At 44.4% G+C, this 20,634-nt stretch carries 18 protein-coding genes; 14 read left to right on the top strand and 4 right to left on the bottom strand.

Annotated features, from left to right (window positions below; translation table 11 throughout):
• Nucleotides 1–180 precede the first annotated feature (180 nt).
• Nucleotides 181–1,005 (bottom strand): formate dehydrogenase accessory sulfurtransferase FdhD, encoded by an 825-nt coding sequence (locus tag R7P35_RS09655; protein ID WP_005377552.1) that lies wholly within the window; start codon nucleotides 1,003–1,005, stop codon nucleotides 181–183.
• 323 nt (nucleotides 1,006–1,328) lie between these two features.
• Between R7P35_RS09655 and R7P35_RS09650 the strand changes: the two genes are divergently transcribed.
• The 13 genes from R7P35_RS09650 (at nucleotide 1,329) to R7P35_RS09590 (ending at nucleotide 17,074) form a co-directional block, all read left to right on the top strand.
• Complete coding sequence (locus R7P35_RS09650) at nucleotides 1,329–1,793, top strand: DUF3305 domain-containing protein (protein WP_005389514.1); 465 nt, start codon at nucleotides 1,329–1,331, stop codon at nucleotides 1,791–1,793.
• Nucleotides 1,783–2,412 carry a DUF3306 domain-containing protein gene (locus tag R7P35_RS09645; RefSeq protein WP_238959007.1) on the top strand — a complete coding sequence of 210 codons (630 nt, stop codon included), beginning with the start codon at nucleotides 1,783–1,785 and terminating at the stop codon, nucleotides 2,410–2,412. The genes R7P35_RS09650 and R7P35_RS09645 overlap by 11 nt, the downstream gene beginning before the upstream one ends.
• 308 nt (nucleotides 2,413–2,720) lie before the next feature.
• Nucleotides 2,721–4,382: a 4Fe-4S dicluster domain-containing protein gene (locus R7P35_RS09640; protein WP_238959006.1), complete on the top strand. Its 1,662-nt coding sequence runs from the start codon at nucleotides 2,721–2,723 to the stop codon at nucleotides 4,380–4,382.
• A gap of 9 nt (nucleotides 4,383–4,391) precedes the next feature.
• Nucleotides 4,392–5,018, top strand: a complete 627-nt coding sequence (locus R7P35_RS09635) for a molecular chaperone (RefSeq protein ID WP_158156463.1) — start codon at nucleotides 4,392–4,394, stop codon at nucleotides 5,016–5,018.
• A 73-nt stretch (nucleotides 5,019–5,091) separates the two neighbouring features.
• The gene (locus R7P35_RS09630) at nucleotides 5,092–5,292 is read left to right on the top strand and encodes a twin-arginine translocation signal domain-containing protein (protein ID WP_005377542.1); all 201 of its coding nucleotides are present in this window, start codon (nucleotides 5,092–5,094) and stop codon (nucleotides 5,290–5,292) included.
• Nucleotides 5,293–5,302: 10 nt separating this feature from the next.
• Nucleotides 5,303–8,158 carry a formate dehydrogenase subunit alpha gene (locus R7P35_RS09625; protein ID WP_172563266.1) on the top strand — a complete coding sequence of 952 codons (2,856 nt, stop codon included), beginning with the start codon at nucleotides 5,303–5,305 and terminating at the stop codon, nucleotides 8,156–8,158.
• Between the two features lie 11 nt (nucleotides 8,159–8,169).
• Complete coding sequence (fdh3B, locus tag R7P35_RS09620; RefSeq protein ID WP_005377536.1) at nucleotides 8,170–8,778, top strand: formate dehydrogenase FDH3 subunit beta; 609 nt, start codon at nucleotides 8,170–8,172, stop codon at nucleotides 8,776–8,778.
• A 14-nt stretch (nucleotides 8,779–8,792) separates the two neighbouring features.
• Nucleotides 8,793–9,845: a formate dehydrogenase subunit gamma gene (locus R7P35_RS09615; protein WP_005377534.1), complete on the top strand. Its 1,053-nt coding sequence runs from the start codon at nucleotides 8,793–8,795 to the stop codon at nucleotides 9,843–9,845.
• On the top strand, nucleotides 9,829–10,245 hold the full coding sequence (locus tag R7P35_RS09610) for a membrane protein (RefSeq protein ID WP_005377532.1): 417 nt from the start codon (nucleotides 9,829–9,831) through the stop codon (nucleotides 10,243–10,245). Before R7P35_RS09615 ends, R7P35_RS09610 begins: the two co-directional genes overlap by 17 nt.
• 423 nt (nucleotides 10,246–10,668) lie before the next feature.
• Nucleotides 10,669–14,841 (top strand): RHS repeat-associated core domain-containing protein, encoded by a 4,173-nt coding sequence (locus R7P35_RS09605; RefSeq protein WP_238959005.1) that lies wholly within the window; start codon nucleotides 10,669–10,671, stop codon nucleotides 14,839–14,841.
• A gap of 11 nt (nucleotides 14,842–14,852) precedes the next feature.
• Nucleotides 14,853–15,275: an SMI1/KNR4 family protein gene (locus R7P35_RS09600; protein ID WP_053303068.1), complete on the top strand. Its 423-nt coding sequence runs from the start codon at nucleotides 14,853–14,855 to the stop codon at nucleotides 15,273–15,275.
• A gap of 117 nt (nucleotides 15,276–15,392) precedes the next feature.
• The gene (locus tag R7P35_RS09595; RefSeq protein ID WP_318092052.1) at nucleotides 15,393–15,521 is read left to right on the top strand and encodes a hypothetical protein; all 129 of its coding nucleotides are present in this window, start codon (nucleotides 15,393–15,395) and stop codon (nucleotides 15,519–15,521) included.
• 332 nt (nucleotides 15,522–15,853) lie between these two features.
• Entirely contained in the window at nucleotides 15,854–17,074 is a 1,221-nt protein-coding gene (locus R7P35_RS09590) for an ammonium transporter (RefSeq protein ID WP_238959004.1), read from the top strand.
• Nucleotides 17,075–17,106: 32 nt separating this feature from the next.
• Here R7P35_RS09590 and R7P35_RS09585 read toward each other — a convergent pair whose 3' ends face one another.
• Nucleotides 17,107–17,280, bottom strand: a complete 174-nt coding sequence (locus R7P35_RS09585) for a hypothetical protein (protein ID WP_165401620.1) — start codon at nucleotides 17,278–17,280, stop codon at nucleotides 17,107–17,109.
• A gap of 118 nt (nucleotides 17,281–17,398) precedes the next feature.
• On the opposite strand from R7P35_RS09585, the gene cobB reads away from it, so the two are divergent.
• Nucleotides 17,399–18,130, top strand: coding sequence for a Sir2 family NAD+-dependent deacetylase (gene cobB, locus R7P35_RS09580; RefSeq protein ID WP_005377522.1), 732 nt, complete (start codon nucleotides 17,399–17,401; stop codon nucleotides 18,128–18,130).
• Between the two features lie 88 nt (nucleotides 18,131–18,218).
• Here cobB and R7P35_RS09575 read toward each other — a convergent pair whose 3' ends face one another.
• Entirely contained in the window at nucleotides 18,219–19,256 is a 1,038-nt protein-coding gene (locus R7P35_RS09575; protein WP_025766646.1) for an extracellular solute-binding protein, read from the bottom strand.
• 249 nt (nucleotides 19,257–19,505) lie between these two features.
• Nucleotides 19,506–20,537, bottom strand: a complete 1,032-nt coding sequence (locus R7P35_RS09570; RefSeq protein WP_256895764.1) for an extracellular solute-binding protein — start codon at nucleotides 20,535–20,537, stop codon at nucleotides 19,506–19,508.
• Nucleotides 20,538–20,634: the final 97 nt, after the last annotated feature.

Here is a 20,634-nt window from a genome sequence, read left to right as displayed (position 1 = left end):
TGGCCTTAATCCTTAAACTGACCTGTTATATACGCATAGATTCCGACCACGCCAAAGGTAATAATCATAGAAAGCATGATACCGCTGGGCGTAAGCAGAAAATTCCACAATTGGTCATTATTCATAGTCCACATCCTCTGTGAATCCGCATTATTGGTTTTAGTTTACACTGAAAAGGTGTTATTGGTTGCCTTTTACATCAAATTCAACCTTGTCGGCTCCTGTAAACACTTGGAAGCGCAAACCTTTCGCACGCGCAATGGTCGTAATACCAAATTGCTTCGCTAGATCTAACCCCATTTGAGTAACGCCAGAGCGAGAAAGCAGAACAGGAATGCCCATTTGAGCCACTTTAATCACCATCTCTGATGTAAGGCGACCAGTTGTGTAGAAAATTTTATCTTCACCTGTTTCTTCTTTGAGCCACATCTCACCTGCAAGTGTATCCACTGCGTTGTGACGGCCGACATCTTCCACAAATGACAACACTTCATTACCTTTGCAAACCGCACAGCCGTGTACTGCGCCCGCTTTTTTGTAGGTGTCGTTGTAATGAGTTAACGCTTCCAGCGCAGAATAAATTTCTGACTGCTTAAGAGAAACTTGAGGCACTTGATAATTTTCAAGCTGCTTCATCACGTTGCCATACATGGTGCCTTGGCCACAACCTGAGGTGACGGTTTTCTTTTTCAGGGCGCCTTCTAAGTGTTCAGTGTTTTCTTTAGTAATCACCGCTGCGGAATGCGTTTCCCAGTCAATAATAACGGATTCGATCGCGGCTGGATCGGACAGGAAGCTTTGGTTTTTTAAATAACCGAGTACTAGTGCTTCTGGACGCGAACCTAGCGTCATGAGCGTGACCACTTCTTTCCAGTTCAGCATGACCGTAAGAGGACGCTCGCACGCGATTTGCTTTGTCAGTTTTTCGCCGTACTCGTCGTACACATCGACTTCAATGGTTTGCAGGGGATTTTCACTGGTTTTAATAATGTTTGGTTTCAGCACAGTCGTGTCCTAGTGATTAAGAGCGTTAGGTTGCTACGCATTTTAGCTTGTTAAGTGGCTAGCAAATCTCATTCCAAAATAGCGGTTCCCACAGAAATTGCGAGGTTTTATGTCAACAATGCATTAAAACTGCGAGTTCGCAGTAATGACACATCAATACATTTGAGTTTCGTCTAGTTTGGTACTTATAGCCTGAGGGAGTACATAGACTAAGTTATATCAGCTTGGCGCGTTTATTGCTTCGAAGACAATAAAAATGGTCGAAAACGGGGGCAAAATGTCCTGTGTGTTTTCAGACCAAAAATAGAAAGACTGGGTGAGTTATGTCGGATAAGAAAGATTTCGAAAAAAATTACGAAAAGACTGAGGATACATGGCCAATCGGCGTAGAGCTTGTTGAGCATGAGATCAGTACAGGGATTTGGGTGACAACCCAATGGCAGTTGACAGGATTTGCGCTGAATCCGACGGAAGAGACTCCAGATGTTTGTCTGTTGCAATTACATAAAGACGAGCGTACAGACTACCGCTTTAACTTAAGCTCTCAGCAACCTAAACTCTTTTTAGTGATGGATAACGTCGAGTCTGGTGAAAAACCAGCGATACAGTTACTGACGGCTTCACAATCTGTTGCGGCGCAATATATGGATGGTGATAACCTTGTACTATCTAACGATATGCCGTTAGCCGTTCAGGCTTGGATGGAAGCCTTTATTGGTCGTCACGGTGAGTTGTTAGAAGTAAGACGCAAGAAACGCAAAGGAGCAGGCAGAGCAAATGGCAACTAGTTTTTTAAGCCGTTGGTCGAAACGTAAACTAGAAGAATCTTCCCAACATGCTGAAGAGATCACGCCGATAGCAGAGACGGAACAATCCGAAGATAGTGTCACAGCGCTTTCAAACGCTGACGAAAGCTTAGATACTTTGAACGTCAATGAGGATAGTCAGGCTCCAGACATTACCGCGAGTGTAGAGACTGAAAAAACTGAAGAAATGTCTGTGGCGCAACTGCTGGTTTCTGAAGCTTCAGAAAGCGTTAAGAAAGCTGCGCTGCGCAAAATGTTCTTGTCCGAAGAATTTAACGTGCGTGACGGCCTAGACGATTACGATGATGATTACAGTAACTTAAAGTCACTTTCTCAAGACGTCGCTGAGACGCTGCGTGATTGGGTTAAAGACAAAGTGGAAGACGAACCAGACGCTGAAACTGCGAAAGGGTCTGAGCTTAACGCTAACGATATCGCATCTGAGGTAGTTGAAGACGCAGAGTCAAACACCGACAAAAGTGGCCAAATTACTCAAGATGAAAATGAACTGTATATAAATACAGTTCCTGGCGAAAGTGATACTTTTGCTGAAGAATCACAGCCTAACGAGGTGAGACAAAATATACCACACAAAGAATAGGTACATTTTGACTAAACACTCAATGAGCCGGTTGAGACAAAATGTCTCAACCGGTTTTTTTATCCCTACTACTTGTCAGTAAAATTGATAACCTATTGATTTTTAGTTGATATTTTATTGGCATGACACTTGCTATCTGTTGCTCAATACCAATCTGGTTGAAGTTAGTACGGACGCACTGCGTAGTATTCATCGCCTATAGATGGCGGAATAAGAATGCTCATTGATAAGTTAATCAGCAGAATCTCCGGCGCTAACTACACTAAGAGATGGAAAAGACTATCCATGTTCATAAATGGAATTGAGCAATGCTGAAACAATTATTAGAACAAGCAACTTCCAATAACGGTAAAGCGAGGCTGTACGCTTTCGAAAATACCGTAGAGTTGACCAATCTTATTCCACCAACCGTAAGCTATGAAAGCGGCGGTAATACTTTGATTGTGGGTCCAACGGTAATCATCGAAAGTGCGGCAGCGCAATTGTCGCAAATGAACAGCCTAACGCTGCTTTCTACCGATGGCGAAAAGGGAACAAATCCCGAGCTTTACTACGCCAATTCGGTTCAGGTTTCAGGGTTCTTAGGTACGTTTGAAGTTCTGATTGAAAATCATGGTTCGACCAACAATCTTGCCAAGGTCGCGATCAATAGCGATTGTTTCGATATCGTACTCGATCTTTGCCTAAACAGCTGCATGTCGGAAGAAGTACCAGTACCGGGCTACTACCCAGTTGGTCGTGGCTATCCGAAACTGGCTGAAGCGTTGGAAGAAATTCCAACCTTGATGGGGACGTTCGATAAACCGAAATTCTTCCGTTTAGATACCGATCTATGTGCACACAGCTCTCGTGGCGTAAAAGGTTGCGAACGTTGTGTGGATGCTTGTCCGGCAGGGGCACTATCGAGTGAAGGCAGCGACAAAACGGGCCATCGCATCGAGATCAACCCATACCTATGTCAAGGCGTGGGTACTTGTGCTACAGCGTGTCCGACAGAAGCTATTCATTACGCATTGCCAAACCCCGAAGATACGCAAAAGTTTATTGAACGTACGCTAGCCAACTATGAGCAAGCGGGTGGTTTAGATCCTATCGTATTGATTTGTAGTTCTCGCCACGAGAGCTACAACGTGATGGCACTAAAAGCATTGCCAGATAATGTGATTCCAATTGTGGTGGAAGAACTGCCTTCGGTTGGTATAGATACTTGGTTTGCCGCGCTTGTGAACGGTGCCACTCAGGTGCTGTTTGCTGCTTCGCGTTTTATGCCTCAAACCATTATTCGTGTGCTTAATAGCGAAGTAGGTATTGCTCAAGAGCTGCTCGACCAACTTGGTATCGCCAAAGAAACCATCGACATTCTGTATCTAGAGTCACTACGTGAAGGTGCTCCGACACTTTGTACCGAGTCTTTTGATTTGGCATTAGGTGATTTGCAAGGTAACAAACGTCAGCGTCTATTTACGGCGTTGGATGCGTTGTCAGCATCACGTATTCCAGTCGAGAACATTGTTGAGCTGCCAGCAAACGCGCCTTACGGCAATGTTTCTTGTGAGAGCAAAGATTGTACGTTGTGTATGAGCTGTGTGGCAGTTTGTCCTACACGTGCACTTCATACCGATGGTCAATCTCCGTCGCTTAAATTCGTCGAGCAAGACTGCATTCAATGTGGGCTGTGCGAGAAAGCGTGTCCAGAGAAAGTGCTGACGCTTACGCCTCGTATGAACTGGGTGAAAAAAGAGCGCCAAAAAGCGGTTGTGATTCACGAAGAGAAAGCAGCGGAATGTATTCGCTGTCATAAGCCATTCGCACCTCAGTCTATGATCGACATGCTACAAAACAAGTTACGCGGTCACTCTCATTTCTCTGATGAAGCGGCGATCAATCGTATCGCGATGTGTGAAGACTGCCGTGTGATCGACATGTTTGAGTCGATGGCAGAAGACCCAATGAAACAACTGAAATACTAGGAGCTCGCAGTGGACACACAACAAGAACAAACACTGAGAACAGACATTTATCTCGTTTTATCCGCACTTTTTCGTAGTGCGCCTAGTGATGAAATGCTGGCGTTCCTGAAATCGCTAGAAATTGAGCCGTCTGAGAGCGCGATGCAAAAAGCTTGGCTCGCACTGCAACAAGCCGCGAACGAAGCGCAGCGAGAAGCGTTAGAAGAAGAATATCAAGATCTGTTTATTGGCATTGGACGTGGTGAAGTTGTGCCATTCGGATCTTGGCATCGTACTGGCTCGATGATGGAAAAGCCGTTAGCGGAAATTCGTCGCGATTTGGATCTTTTAGGCATCGAACGAGAAGAGAACGTGAAAGAGCCTGAAGACCATATTTCTGCACTGTGCGAAGTGATGGCAATGCTGACAGGTGAAGAGGAAGAACTTCAACAAGCGGTGTTTAACAAACACATTGCCCCTTGGTTCCAATCTTTTACGCGCCAACTAGAGAGCGCCGAAAGCGTGAACTTCTACAAGCCAGCTGCACAGCTTTGCGATGCATTTTTAACGTTAGAGCAAGTCCGCTTTAGCGTGAACGCCAAAAGCAGTAAGAACAAATTAAAAATTGATGTGAAAAACGTCACTGATTACGAGTAATCGAGCAGTACTTGGTCATATCGATAGAGAGGCATGAGTCTCCAAAGATCTACCGTAAGGTAAGGAAGCAATGATGAAAGATAATAAAGAAATAAACACAAGCCGTAGGGATCTCCTAAAAGGCTTCACAACCGCTGCCGTTGCCGGTGCTGTTGTTGCGGGAACCACGAAAGTGGCCGTTGCTTCAGAAACGGTTGAGCCTTCTGAAAACGACGTGAAGAAGAAAGGGTATCGTGAAACTCAACACATTCGCGATTACTACGACACACTTTAGGAGATAACGGATGAAACTTGTCAAACGCTCCGACAGTGTGAGCAAAGAAACGAACCAGCTTGGCGTATCTCGTCGTGCATTCATGAAAAACACTTCGCTTGCCGCTGGTGGCGCAGTGGTTGGTGCTAGTCTATTTGCACCGGGAATGATGAAAAAAGCGCAAGCAAAATCTGTCGATCCAGAAGCGAAAACAGAAATAAAACGTACTATCTGTTCTCACTGTTCAGTGGGTTGTGGTATTTACGCAGAAGTTCAAAATGGTGTTTGGACGGGTCAAGAGCCTGCATTCGACCACCCATTTAACGCCGGTGGTCACTGTGCAAAAGGTGCAGCACTGCGTGAACATGGCCACGGTGAGCGCCGTCTTAAATACCCAATGAAGCTTGAAAACGGTAAGTGGAAAAAGCTTTCTTGGGATCAAGCGATCGAAGAAATCGGTAACAAGGTGATGGACATCCGTAAAGAGTCCGGCCCTGATTCGGTTTACTTCTTGGGAAGCGCAAAGCACAGCAACGAACAAGCGTACTTGTTCCGCAAAATGGCATCACTTTGGGGTACGAACAACGTTGACCACCAAGCGCGTATTTGTCACTCAACAACCGTGGCGGGTGTAGCGAACACTTGGGGTTACGGTGCGATGACCAACTCTTTCAATGACATGCACAACTGTAAGTCGATGCTATTCATTGGTTCAAACCCAGCTGAAGCACACCCAGTAGCGATGCAGCACATTCTGATCGCGAAAGAGAAGAACAACTGTAAGATCGTCGTAGCGGATCCTCGTCGTACACGTACGGCAGCAAAGTCGGATCACTATGTATCACTTCGTCCTGGTTCTGACGTAGCATTTATTTGGGGTGTGTTGTGGCACATCTTCGAAAACCAATGGGAAGATAAAGAGTTCATCCGTCAACGTGTATTCGGTATGGATGAAATCCGTGCTGAAGTAGCGAAATGGACGCCAGCAGAAGTTGAGCGCGTAACAGGCGTAAGCGAAGAAGACGTTTACCAAACAGCAAAACTGCTTTCTGAAAATCGCCCGGGCTGTATTGTTTGGTGTATGGGTGGTACTCAGCATACTACTGGTAACAACAACACACGCGCTTACTGTGTGCTTGAGCTAGCGCTTGGTAACATTGGTAAATCAGGCGGCGGTGCAAACATCTTCCGTGGTCACGATAACGTACAAGGCGCAACCGACCTTGGCGTACTTTCTGACACGCTACCTGGCTACTACGGCCTTTCTGAAGGCGCTTGGCGTCATTGGTCAAAAGTGTGGGAAATCGATTACGAATGGATCAAAGGTCGTTTCGATGACAACGCTTACAGCGGTCAGAAACCAATGCACAGTGCAGGTATTCCTGTATCTCGTTGGGTTGATGGTGTACTGGAGAACAAAGACAACATTCGTCAGCGCGAAAACATCCGTGCAATGTTCTACTGGGGACACGCAGTGAACTCTCAAACACGTGGTGTTGAGATGAAAAAAGCGATGCAGAAGTTGGACATGATGGTGATTGTGGACCCTTACCCAACGGTTGCTGCGGTAATGAACGACCGTACCGACGGCGTTTACCTGCTTCCTGCAACAACACAGTTTGAAACACACGGCAGCGTTACCGCATCTAACCGTTCTCTACAATGGCGTGAGCAGGTGATTGAACCTTTGTTTGAATCAAAACCAGACCACGAAATCATGTACCTGCTTTCGAAGAAACTGGGCTATTCCGATCTTCTGTTCAAAAACATCCGTGTTGAAAACAACCAGCCGGTGATTGAAGACCTAACGCGTGAATTCAACAAAGGCATGTGGACGATTGGTTACACAGGCCAAAGCCCAGAGCGTTTGAAAGCGCACCAACAAAACTGGCATACGTTCCACAAAACCACATTGGAAGCGGAAGGTGGCCCTGTCAACGGTGAAACCTACGGTCTACCTTGGCCATGTTGGGGTACACCAGAAATGAAACACCCAGGTACACACATTCTGTACGATACGTCTAAGACGGTTGCAGAAGGTGGCGGTAACTTCCGTACGCGCTTTGGTGTGGAATTTGAAGGCAAGAGCCTTCTTGCAGAAGACAGTTATTCGAAAGGCTGTGAAATCAAAGACGGTTACCCAGAGTTCACTGACAAGTTGTTGAAACAACTTGGTTGGTGGGACGACTTAACTGCTGAAGAGAAAGTGGCAGCAGAGGGTAAAAACTGGAAGACTGACCTTTCTGGCGGTATTCAGCGTGTCGCGATCAAGCACGGTTGTATTCCATTTGGTAACGCGAAAGCGCGTGCGATTGTTTGGACGTTCCCAGACCGTGTGCCACTGCATCGTGAACCACTTTACACACCACGTCGTGACCTTGTAACGGATTACCCAACTTGGGAAGACAAAGATGCAATCTTCCGTGTTCCTACGTTGTATAAATCCATTCAAGAGCAAGACAAATCGGGCGAGTACCCAATCGTTCTGACTTCTGGCCGTCTGGTTGAATACGAAGGTGGTGGTGAAGAGACGCGTTCAAACCCTTGGCTTGCCGAGCTTCAACAAGAAATGTTTGTTGAAGTGAACCCGAAAGACGCGAACGATCTTGGCTTTAGAGATGGTGATGATGTTTGGGTTGAAGGTGCAGAGAAAGGACGAATCAAGGTGAAAGCGATGGTAACACGTCGTGTGAAACCTGGTTTGGCGTTCATTCCGTTCCACTTTGGCGGTAAGTTCGAAGGTGAAGACCTACGCCCTAAATACCCAGAAGGTACACAACCTTACGTTGTTGGCGAATCGGCTAACACGGCAACCACTTACGGTTACGACCCGGTTACCTTGATGCAGGAAACCAAAGTAACCCTATGTAACATTCGTAAAGCGTAAGGAGTCTGACAATGGCACGAATGAAATTTCTATGTGACACCAAACGCTGTATCGAGTGTAACGGCTGTGTTACTGCATGTAAGAACGAAAACGACGATGCGCTTGAATGGGGCATTCAACGTCGCCGCGTGGTAACACTAAACGACGGTGAAGCTGGTGAAAACTCTATCTCTGTTGCTTGTATGCACTGTACCGATGCGCCTTGTATGGCAGTTTGTCCAGCTGATTGTTTCGAACATACCGAAGACGGCATCGTTCTTCACAATAAAGATCTGTGTATCGGTTGTGGTTACTGTTTGTTTGCTTGTCCGTTTGGCGCACCTCAATTTCCTAAACAAGAAGCGTTTGGTGAACGTGGCAAAATGGATAAATGTACTTTCTGCGCGGGCGGCCCAGAAACAGAGCCTGGCTCTGAGGAAGAACGTCAAAAATACGGTGCGAACCGTATCGCAGAAGGCAAGTTACCGATGTGTGCATCGCTTTGTTCAACTAAAGCGCTGCTTGCGGGTGACGCAGAGAAAGTCTCTGACATTTTCCGTCAACGTGTGGTAGAACGCGGCGCGAAAAACGCAGGTTGGACAGACGGAAACGATCTTTCTTACGATGCGACGAAAAGCTAAGTAAGGAGAGGCACATGTTAAACACGCTTAAACGTGCATCTTTAGCAATGCTGTCAATGATGACAGCATTGCTGCTGACTTTCGCAATGCCTGCTTCAGCAGAGGAACAATCTTCTAAAGTTATTCAACAGGAGATCACGCAACTCGCCGGGGCAGACTATTGGCGCGAAGTCAGAGAGGGGCAAGAAGGCTACACCACGTCTCAATCGCCAGAACATGGCGTATTGATCAGTAAACCTGGTGAGACTTGGTACATTCTAAAAGAGAAATGGATGTCTCCAGCGGGTGCTGTCGCGATTTTCGGCAGTATTGCAATGGTAATCATGGCTTACGTATTCGTTGGTCCTTTGATGCTTAGCAAGCCGCGTACTGGTAAAAAAATGAAGCGTTGGTCTCGTTTAGACCGCGCGCTTCACTGGAGTATGGCGTTTACATTCTTAACGCTGGCATTCAGTGGTTTGATGCTGGTTTACGGTAAGCACTTCTTAAAACCGTACGTTCCTACTGAGTTCTGGGGCTTTATCGTCATGTTGGCGAAGCAGTACCACAATTACATGGGACCATTGTTCTTCATTTTACTGATGCTCGTGCTCTTTAAATGGTGGCGCAAGTCGATTCCAAACATGACAGATGTTCGTTGGTTTATGAAAATGGGCGGCATGGTTGGTAAACACAAAGGCACACATCCGTCAGCTGGTTTCTCAAACGGTGGTGAGAAGGCAATCTATTGGTTGTTAATCTTCTTTGGTGCTATCGCGGCAGTGAGTGGCTTAGTTCTGGACTTTCCTATCTTTGGCCAAACTCGCCGTGACATGGAGCTTTCTAACTTAGTTCATGCGATTTCGGCGCTGATTCTAATCTGTGGTTTTATCTTCCACATCTATATTGGTCTATTCGGTATGGAAGGTGCGCTAGAAGGCATGGTGACAGGTGAAGTTGATGAAACATGGGCGAAAGAGCATCACGATCTTTGGTATGAGGAAGTGAAGTCCAAAGAAGCGATGGGTGAAACAGATACGGCACAAACGGAAGTAAAAGGAGCGAAAGCGAATGAACAAACCTCATAACGGGATTTGGGTTGCGTACATCCTGAGCTGTCTGACCCCGTTTACGTTTCTGATCTCAGGCGTTATCGCAATTATCTATGCGGGTTACCGATTAGATAAGGGAGAAGACAGCGACGTAGTGATTTCTCATTACTACGGTTTAATTCGCACCTTCTTTCTCTACCTGACGTTTTTTGTTGTGTTGATCGTCACCGTCGCGACTTCTAACGGTGTACTCGTTGGCGTGAGTGATTATTGGTTGCATAGTACTTTGCTTGAAACCATCGCTTACTTTATTCCTTGGGTAGGGATGGTGTTTGCTGCATTAGCCATCTTGGTGTGGTTTATGCGAATGTTTCAAGGGATGCAGCAACTGCTCAATAACCAACCACACAGACCATCGACAGGTCCAAACCTTTAATCAGTATTCTTTAAGCAAAACCGCCGTAATAGGCGGTTTTTTTGTTGCTGTTTTGTCTCAAATATGAAGCTCTTAGTCGCAGTGGTGATACTTGATGCAACTTATTGAGTGAATTTACGTAACTGGGCAGAAAATCATAGTTAAGTAAGAAACATGTAAAAAAATCGCGTCACGATGAGACATTAGTCTCACTCACGCTATTGTTCATTTACTCAGGATTCATCGTCCCGTTAAAGTACGCTGCGCTCAGAAATTCAAAGAGTTGCATACGTGAAAATTGCCATCAATACATTCAGTCTACGCATACAGAGGAATCTCTATCGGAGGATGTTTGATTAAGGCATCTTGCTCTCACAAATAAAAAGAGCGAAACGAGCATTAAATGATGCGGCAAGGTAAGAAAAGGACAAACACGTTACGGCTATGATCCCTCAATTCGTCATTCCTATCACGAATCGCTTTGGCGAAAGTTATCACTTCTCTGGTCAGTTACTTACTAGCGGCGAACCTAAAACATTCGTGACCAAACAAGAGGCAATAGAGTTTCTTGAGAGCTTTGGTGAGCTTGACCTTCGCTCTGTCGAGGACTTGTTCTATGCGATTGGTCAATTCAAGCCAAACATACCTGACGGTGAGCTTACTTCCCAACACTATAATTCAACGTTTGCCAATGCTTTGGTGAACGGTGATTTGCATGTCGCTCGAATTGTACCTACCGGCGAAAACTACGCACTCTCGTCAGCGGTTACGCCTCCACCGACTCAAAATACCGTCAATGCAAAACCATCGAAGGGAAAGGGGAAGTCGAATAAAAAGAGTGGCAGAAGTGCCGCATCCGCCAAGCCTCAGCAACAAAGCAGCGAAAAACATGAGAAAGCCGGTGATCCTGTATCACTTGTGACGGGTGAAGAAATTCTCGAACTCTATGATATCGAGCTACAACAAGGTACTACTTGGCAGCGTACTTACCGCTCTTCGCAGTCGGATGTAAATCATGGAATGGGCTTTGGTTGGCGACATGCATTTCAGTTTGAATTACGCGAAAAGACGGACGAGAAAGACAATGTTATCGCTTGGGAGTTTGTTGACGATAAGGCCGATATCACAGAATTTGAGCCAGTAGATATTGGAGCAACAAGTTACCAGATATACGCTGGTGCGAGCTGTTATTTCCTAAATTCAGCAACTCGGATCGTGACGCTCGCTAGTGGGCATCAATATCGATTTGAACAGAAAGATGATCGTTGGGTTGTTAAACAAGTCAGAAATGGCACGTTTTCAACGTTTCAACTGCAGTATTCTCGAAACCATCGATTGATCGAGATTGCATACAACAAGCGTCCGGTTCTTGAATGTCAATATGATAAGCAAGGACGCCTTGTAGAACTGCTAAATGCAAAGTCCCAAAAAGTTCTGACAACTTATACCTATGATGAGCACGATGATTTGGTCAGTGCAACTAATCATTTAGGCTTAAAGGAACAGTATCAATACCGCGGGCATTTAATTGTTAAACGTGTACGACCAACTGGCTTTACTCATTATTTTGAATGGGATGGCGAAGGTGCAAAAGCGAAATGCATCAGAAACGTTGGGGACGCAGGAATTTATGACTATCGCTTCCATTATCAAGGAAATCACTCTTCTTATTCTGACTCGTTAGATCATCAATGGTCTTTCTTGCATGACGAGCAGGGTAACTTACTCGAGAAAATAAGCCCCACAGGTAGAACTTGGCGATGGCAATATGATGAATTAGGACGAAAAGCACAAGCTATCTATCCTGATCAGTCAGCGGTCAATTATCAATATAATCAGCATGGTCAATTAGTTTCTAAGTTTCATTCCTCTGGCAAAGAAATTCAATATGGTTATGACGGCTTAGGTAAGTTAGTTAAAACGGTTTCACCTGACGGGGATATCGAGAAGGCTTACTACAATAGCCTCGGTCAAAGAGTTTGGGATACCGATCAGTTCGGCTGTGTCACGGAATATGATTACGATAAACACGGTCAAGTCGTCAAAAAAGAGTCTGAAGATGGTAAGAAAAGTCAGTGGTGGTGGGATGAACAACAAAGACTTATCGCGAATGAAATAGACGGTACATTACTTCGTTACAGCTACAACGAAGAAGATCTAGTGAATGGCGTCGCTTATCCCGATGGGTGCATTGCTCAACTCGCTTATGATCAATTTGGCAGGCGTACATCGGTTAGTTATTTTAACGACGAAGACAAAGTCGGTTATAGCGAAGAATATTCTTACGATGAGCACAGCCGTGTTGCTCAGATTCGAACTCCAGCAGGCATTACCTCGTATCAATGGGGAGCACTCGCGCAACAAGAAGCAGTCATCTTCCCCGATGGCAGTCATATATCTTATGAATACGATCAACAACGTAACCTGACTAAATTAGTTCGGAGTGACGGCTTAGAATTCGAATTTCTGTATGACGATGAAGGCCAGCTATCAGGAACTGTTGGGTTTGATAATCTACAAAGCCAATTTGATTATGACGATATGGGGCGGATCCATCGTAAGCAAGTCGCCGATAGGACTGTGCTGTACCGCTATGACGCTGCGGGTTATCTCAAGCACGTCAAAGCAGGAAATGGTAGCAGTATTGTAGAGAACCACTTCAATTATACGCTTGGTGGTCGACTTACTTTCGCATCCAATCGCCATCAAACATTGCAATACCAATACTCTTCATTCGGGCATTTAACAAAGCGCATTCAAGGTCAGTTTGAGATAGCGCAGGAGTTTAACAGAGTTGGCCAACGCGTATCTCAGGTACTGCCAGATAATACGGAGCTGAACTTCTCTTACGATCGATATGGGCGTTTTTCAGCGATTCGGTTTGGAAACCTAGATTTACCTCAAATCAAATTTCATTACGATGAAATGGGACGAGTTTCCCAAATTGAAACGGCACATTTTAATGAGCGCATCATTTATGATGGTGTTGGTCGTTTGGTCGAACAACATTGGCCTGATAGAGAGAAAAAGTACGTTTACAATGCGCAAAACCGTATTTCATCAATCATTGATAAAACGGCAGGAGCAACACACTATCAGTACGATGCCTTAGGGCAACTGAAACGAGTCAATGCTTCCGGAGAAGTGACTAAGTTTGAATACGATAGTTTTGGCAATCCTACTTTGCCATCTTCAGAGGTATTCGCTGATCGTATTGAAGTGCACGATAATGTCCGGTTCAAATATGACGCGCAAGGAAATCAGACAAAACGTGAGGGGCAAGGACACGTTCAGACTCGCGTATTTGATGCGTTAAATCAGCTCATTGAAGTTCACACCGACGATGGTATCAGTCAATATGAATATGATGCATTAGGGCGCAGGACGAAGAAAATTACACAACAAGGCGTTACGGAGTTCATGTGGGAAGGTGAACGTTTAATTGGTGAACGCTCTTCAGGTGCTTTCCGTTGGTACCTATATCAACCAGAAACCTACACGCCAGTGGCACTGCTAGAAAATGACGTTATTTATTGGTACCAGTGTGATCAAGTTGGTAAACCAGAGCGGCTGATCGATTGCGAAGGGAATGTTGTATGGAGTGCCAGCTACGATGCTCACGGCTTTGCTCATGTACATATTGAAAATGTCGCAAATCCATTGCGTTTTCAAGGGCAGTATTTCGATCAAGAAACCGACTTACACTACAACCTCGCTCGGTATTACGACCCTAAGCTAGGACGTTTTATCCAACAAGATCCGATATCTATTGCTGGTGGCATTAATCATTACCAATATGCAGTCAATCCTATCCAGTGGATTGACCCAACAGGCTTCTTGTGTGAAGAAGGGCTAAAACGCTTGCAACAAATGCTGGCTGAGTATCAGGCGCAAAACAACGTTCCCCAAGAGGTTTGTGATCAGATTTTAGAAGCTGCAAAAGAGTCATCCGTCGGAGAAGATGGCGTTCGCTCGCAAGTCAAAATCCGAAAACCCAATGGTAAAAACAATATTCGATATGAATACGATTTAGACCATATTGATTGTGAGAAGAGCGAGATTACTTTTTATCGTCATATTAACTATTCAGATGGTAGTAAACGAAAAATTCAGCATGTTGTTGGCCTTGAAGAATTTGTTAATTCCAGAGCTTTTCATGAAGTTAAAAAATATAATTTCCAAGTAAATGATGGGGAAAACTATATATTCTTTAACAAATCTCATAAAGACTCTTTACCTAAACCAAAGGGGAAGGGGCCAAATGGGGGGCGTTTAGAGTCTCATCATGGGTTGCAGCGGGCTTGGGCAAAAGAAAACTTATCTTCATATGGTTATGATGAAGAACTAGCCCCAAGCATCACAATCGAAACTGGAAAAACGAAATTTGGTTCATGTCACCCCCATACAATAATTAGTAATGAACAACGGGCTAGAAAAAATGCTAGAGTCAATAGTGGGGAAAGCAAATGGGGCTCTAACTTGCAAGAGGAGCTTCAGTTCATTATAGCTGATTTGGAAGTTGCAGGTTTTGACAAACAAACAATAAGTAAAGTTCTTGAACAACAGTATAAAATGCTAAATGCACTAAAAATACCATACGAAAGGTTGAATTATTAGAGGCTATATAGTTGGATATCATAGAAAATTTAGCGCTCAACTTTAGGCTTGATGCGCACGAGAATGCTGCAAGCGAAGATGAAATTAATGATTTGAAAAATTTTAGCAGTATTACTGTACCGGAAGAGTATCTTTGTATCGTTAGAAAAATGACGGAAGTAGAGATTTTAGTGCGTGGAGAAAAGTATATAAGGATATGGAGCCCGTCGGGTTGTATTGAGATGAATGAAGCTTATGAAATCCAAGATTGCATTCCTAACTCTTTGGCTATTGGGGATAATGAAGAAGGCGCAGCTTTGATATTAATGCAAGGAAAAAAAGGGCCAGGACTTTATTTAAGTGATTTTAGTGATCTAGATATCGACGATGCTAAATATATATCTGCTTCATTGGAGGATTTCCTAACAAAAGGGGTTGGGATGGAAGAGATATAGTTACCAAATTCTAATGTTGACGTAACAACATTCACAAAAGGAACTCGTAAGACGCAGCAGTTGCTCTGAGTTGACTGAATAGTGGTAGCTTCTCTCCCTAAAACTAAACCAGTTTTAATGATTGGCATATGGTACGACAAAGGTAACCGTTTATCTGTTGAGACTGGTTGGCTTCCTCCTTATCTCGTCGAGGGGCGTTGGCAGAAGATGTACAAGCAGGGAAGAACACTCGATAAACTCCTTTAGTTAGCAATTCAGTATATAAGCCACCTCTCATTAGGTGGCTTTTATGTTTATGGTGGGGAGTTTGCTGCTTGTTGAGCTATATGGTGCGCATTATGTTGGTGCACTAAAACCATATTGGTGCACTTATTAGCGTGTTAAGCGCCATTTTAAGAATGCCTAATTTTATTAAAGTTCATACAAAACAATAAATTAAATCGTAAGTGTTAGAAATGTAAATTATGGAATGAGAATTGCTCTGATAGACGCTCTATAAATTAAGTTCACCAAACTGGTGATGAGCCTAACTTTGATGCACAGGATAAGTGCGCTACAGATCAACGGAGACAATCATAATGAGTGTAACTGCCAATCAGGTACACGGCGCTGTACAAACTCTCACGCAAAGTTCCGACACACTTTTCTTACTACTTGGCGCAATCATGGTTTTTTTGATGCATGCTGGTTTTGCTTTTCTTGAAGTAGGAACCGTGCGCCAAAAGAACCAAGTTAATGCTTTAGTTAAAATCTTGGCCGATTTCGGTATTTCCGCCATTGCGTATTTTTTCATTGGATACTGGGTCGCTTATGGCTGCACCTTCTTTGCTGATGCAGAGACATTATCTCAAGGCAATGGTTACGAGTTGGTGAAGTTCTTTTTCTTGCTGACCTTCGCTGCAGCGATTCCTGCTATTGTTTCTGGTGGTATCGCAGAGCGAGCTCGTTTTTATCCGATTCTAATCGCAACATTTTTCACTGTCGGCATCGTATACCCGTTATTTGAGGGAATGATCTGGAACGGAAACTTTGGTGTTCAAGTTTGGTTTGAAAATAGCTTTGGTTATGGCTTCCACGATTTTGCAGGTTCAGTCGTTGTACATGGTGTTGGCGGCTGGATAGCGCTTGTTGCCGTCGTGTTTTTGGGCATGAGAAAAGGCAGAGTTCGAGCAGGAAAGCACACCAACTTTGCACCTTCGAATATTCCGTTTTTGGCTTTGGGAGCTTGGATCTTATGTGTGGGGTGGTTTGGCTTCAACGTCATGTCAGCTCAAACTGTGTCAGGCATAAGTGGCTTGGTGGCTATGAACTCATTGATGGCAATGGTCGGAGGCATTGTCGCGTCATTGTTGGCTGGTAAGAATGACCCTGGCTTTATTCATAACGGCCCACTGGCTGGCTTGGTTGCTGTATGTGCGGGCTCAGACTTAATGCATCCTATCGGTGCTTTAGTAACAGGTGCGATTGCTGGCGTGCTATTTGTTTATCTTTTTACCCACCTACAAAACAAAACCAAGATTGATGATGTGCTAGGTGTCTGGCCTTTACACGGTGTATGTGGCGCTTGGGGTGGTATTGCCGCTGGGATTTTTGGTCAAAGCGCATTGGGTGGGCTAGGTGGCGTGAGCATTATCGTTCAGCTTCTAGGAACGCTTTTGGGCATTTCCATCGCTGTGCTTGGGGCACTTGCAGTCTACGGCGCGATTAATACCAGTATGGGACTAAGGCTTTCAGAAGAAGACGAATTCAATGGCGCTGACCTAGCCATTCATAAAATATCTTCGACCAACGAGGATTGAGGCCAATATGGGAGCGGCATAAAGCCGCTCTTTTAGCAATTGCCTTTCTTGGCTTGGCCAGGGGGACAGAAATTACCATTACCTCGATGGTCATCATCATTGGTGCTGACTCTTACCTTTACATCATCGACTTCGCCTTCAACATTGGTAAGTTGACAGCCTGCCAAAGTCATAAGCAATATAAACGCTAGAGATACTTGTCTCATTGCTGTTCCTCTTAAATTGTAATTCTAATAGTGACCATTACGACTATGGTCTAATCCATATTACTACTGTTGCTATTCTTTCAGTGTTAAGCTAATGAAAAAACAGCAAGGATGAGTTATGAATTTCCCTTATAGAAATATTGTAGTACTTACTGGTGCAGGTATCTCGGCCGAATCTGGTATTCAAACATTTCGTGCGCAAGATGGCCTATGGGAGAATCACCGTATCGAAGATGTAGCAACGCCTGAAGGGTTTGCTCGCGATCCGGACCTTGTTCAAGATTTTTACAACCAACGCCGCAAGAAACTTCAAGATAATGCGATAAAGCCTAATGCAGCGCATGAAGCATTGGGGCGTTTAGAGGCTGAGTTAGAAGGTAAAGTGACGGTCATCACTCAAAATATAGACAACCTTCACGAAAGAGGCGGCAGTCAGAATGTGATTCACATGCATGGTGAGTTGCTCAAGGCGCGCTGTAGTGAATCTAACCAAGTAGTAGAGCACAATGAGGACATTAAGACAGGCGAACTTTGTCACTGTTGTCAGATCCCTTCACAAATGCGACCACATATTGTTTGGTTTGGTGAAATGCCACTGCGAATGGGTGATATCTACGCATCATTAGAAGAAGCAGATTTGTTTATTTCTATTGGGACTTCTGGCGTTGTGTATCCCGCAGCAGGTTTTGTTCATGATGCAAAAATGCACGGCGCACATACCATTGAAATTAACCTAGAACCTAGTGCGGTAGAAAGTGAATTTGAGGAAAAACGCTACGGAAAAGCAAGCGTTGAGGTTCCAAAATTAGTTGACGAGATACTGGCTCTAGAAGGAAAAGAAAGAGCGTAATAACTTCAACAGGAAGAGTTTTTGTCTTGTCATTAAGAACAAAAAAGCGGCTCATGAGCCGCTTTTTCATATCTTTAAAACTAACGAATTAGTTGTTCACTTTTAGCTTTTGGAAGTACTCATCGTACATTACGCTCGCTTCGCCAACTTCATCTTGCCAAGTACCGCTGTCCATCACTTCTTGTGGTGGGAAGATGCTTGGATCATTAGCAAATTCTTTCGGTAGCAGATCGTGTGCCGTTTTAACTGGCGTAGGATAACCAATCTCAAGTGCAATCTTAGCTGCGTTCTCAGGACGTAGTAGGAAATCGATCATCTTATGAGCTGCGTCAACGTTCTTCGCACCAGCTGGAATTGCTAGGCTGTCCATCCAGAAGATAGTGCCTTTTTCTGGCCAGATGATGTCGATGTTCGCACCTTCTTGACGAGCCATGTATGCAGAACCGTTCCAAAGCATGCCTAGTGAAACTTCACCCGCAAGGTAAGGGTTTGCAGGAAAGTCTGAGTTAAATACTAATACGTTTGGCATTAGCTTTTTCAGTTCTTCGTAAGCGGCTTTGATTTCTTCTGGGTTAGTCGTGTTTGGTGAGTAACCAAGCTTAGTCAATGCAATGTGGAATACTTCGCGAGAATCATCCATCAGCATTAGTTGACCTTCCCACTTACTATCCCAAAAATCATCCCACTTAGTAACCGATGATTTGTCTAGCATGTCAGCATTGATACCAATACCGGTCGCACCCCAAATGTATGGGATAGAGTAGTTGTTGTTCGGATCGAACGGTTTGTTTAGGAAGTTAGTATCAAGATCGGCAAAATGAGATAATTTCTCTTTGTCGATCTGTTGTAGCATGCCTTCTTTACGCATTTTAGAGACGAAATAGGTAGACGGTACTACCAAGTCGTAACCAGAACCTTGAGTTTTTAGTTTTGCGTACATACTCTCGTTAGATTCGTATGTAGAGTAAATAACTTTGATTCCGGTTTCTTTTGTAAAGTCTTCAAGAACTTCGTTTGGAATGTATTCCGACCAGTTGTAGAAATACAGTTCTTGATCAGCAGCCATTGCAGGGGTAGCGATGAGCGTCGCTGCACATAGAGCGCTTGCGTAGAATTTACTTTTCATTTGTTTTCCGTTTTGTTTCGCGATTGGACAAGTCAATACTAGCTGGAGTTATCAAGTTGAGCCAAATCGCAGTAAGCACAAATATGTTCATTTAGCTTGAATATCGTTGTCTCCTTGTTATGAGACGATAAATCTATGATACCAAGACAAATAAACCTAGCAACGCGCGATTATATCAGCCTAAGACAAAAATAGGCAGCGTATTGCTGCCTATTTTCCTATGGTTGATGACTTGTTACACAAGCTAGATTATTGTCCCGCTTTCAGCTTGAGGAAGTAATCTTCGTATTTAACGGTTAGATCACCAACCGCATCTTGCCATTCAACGCGGTCAAGGTCTTCTTGAGAAGGGAATAGTGGGGCAACGTCTTTAAACTTAGCATTCGATTCCTCCACCGCCGTTAGGTACCCAGTATCACGAGAGATTTGCTCTGCGATTTCTGGGCGCAGTAGGAAGTCGATCATCTTGTGAGCGGCTTCTACGTTCTTCGCACCGGAAGAGATAGCGAAGTTATCAACCCAGCCGATACCACCTTCTTTAGGAAAAACGAGTTTAAGGTTCAGGCCTTCACTTTGTGCCGCTGCGGCGCTACCGTTCCAAAGCATACCAACGCCCACTTCACCAGACATGTAAGGTGCGCCAGGGTTGTCAGAGTTGAAAACTAAAACGTTAGGCATCAACTTTTGTAGCTCAGCGTACGCTTCATCGATTTGCTTAGGGTCTTTTGAGTTACCTGAGTAGCCAAGTTTACGCAGAGCGATATGGAACACTTCACGAGTGTCGTCCATCAACATTACTTGACCTTCAAGCTCAGGCTTCCATAGGTCAGCCCAGCTTTGGAAGTCGTTTGGATCGTACATGTCTGCGTTAACCGCTAGGCCTGTAATCGCAACAACGTGTGGGATAGAGTAGTCGTTATTTGGATCGTAAGGCTTGTCTAGGTAGTTTTTATCTAGGTTGCCGAAGTTTTTCAGCTTAGTCTTATCGATCTTTTGTAGCATGCCCTCGTCACGCATCTTCGCCACGAAGTACGTTGAAGGTACTACTAGGTCATAACCTTGGTTATGAGTTTTTAGCTTTGCATACAAAGTTTCGTTCGACTCGTAAGTCGAGTAGATCACTTTGATGCCAGTTTCTTTAGTAAATTGCTCTAGGATATTACTGTTGATGTAAGGACCCCAGTTCATAAATACTAGTTCTTTATCATCCGCTGCCGCTGTACCAGAGAACAGAGAAAGCGCACATGCACTACCAGCTAATAGAGTAGCCCATTTTTTCATTGACGTTAGCTCCAAACCAAACGTTGTCCAATTTTGGACGATAGATAGAAAAACAGAATGGCATGTAACCATTCTGTTTCGTGATGTTAACAGGTGC

It is taken from the genome of Vibrio sp. Vb0304, assembly GCF_033338995.1.
GTDB lineage: Bacteria > Pseudomonadota > Gammaproteobacteria > Enterobacterales > Vibrionaceae > Vibrio > Vibrio alginolyticus.
This window is presented reverse-complemented; position numbering and strand designations above follow the sequence as displayed.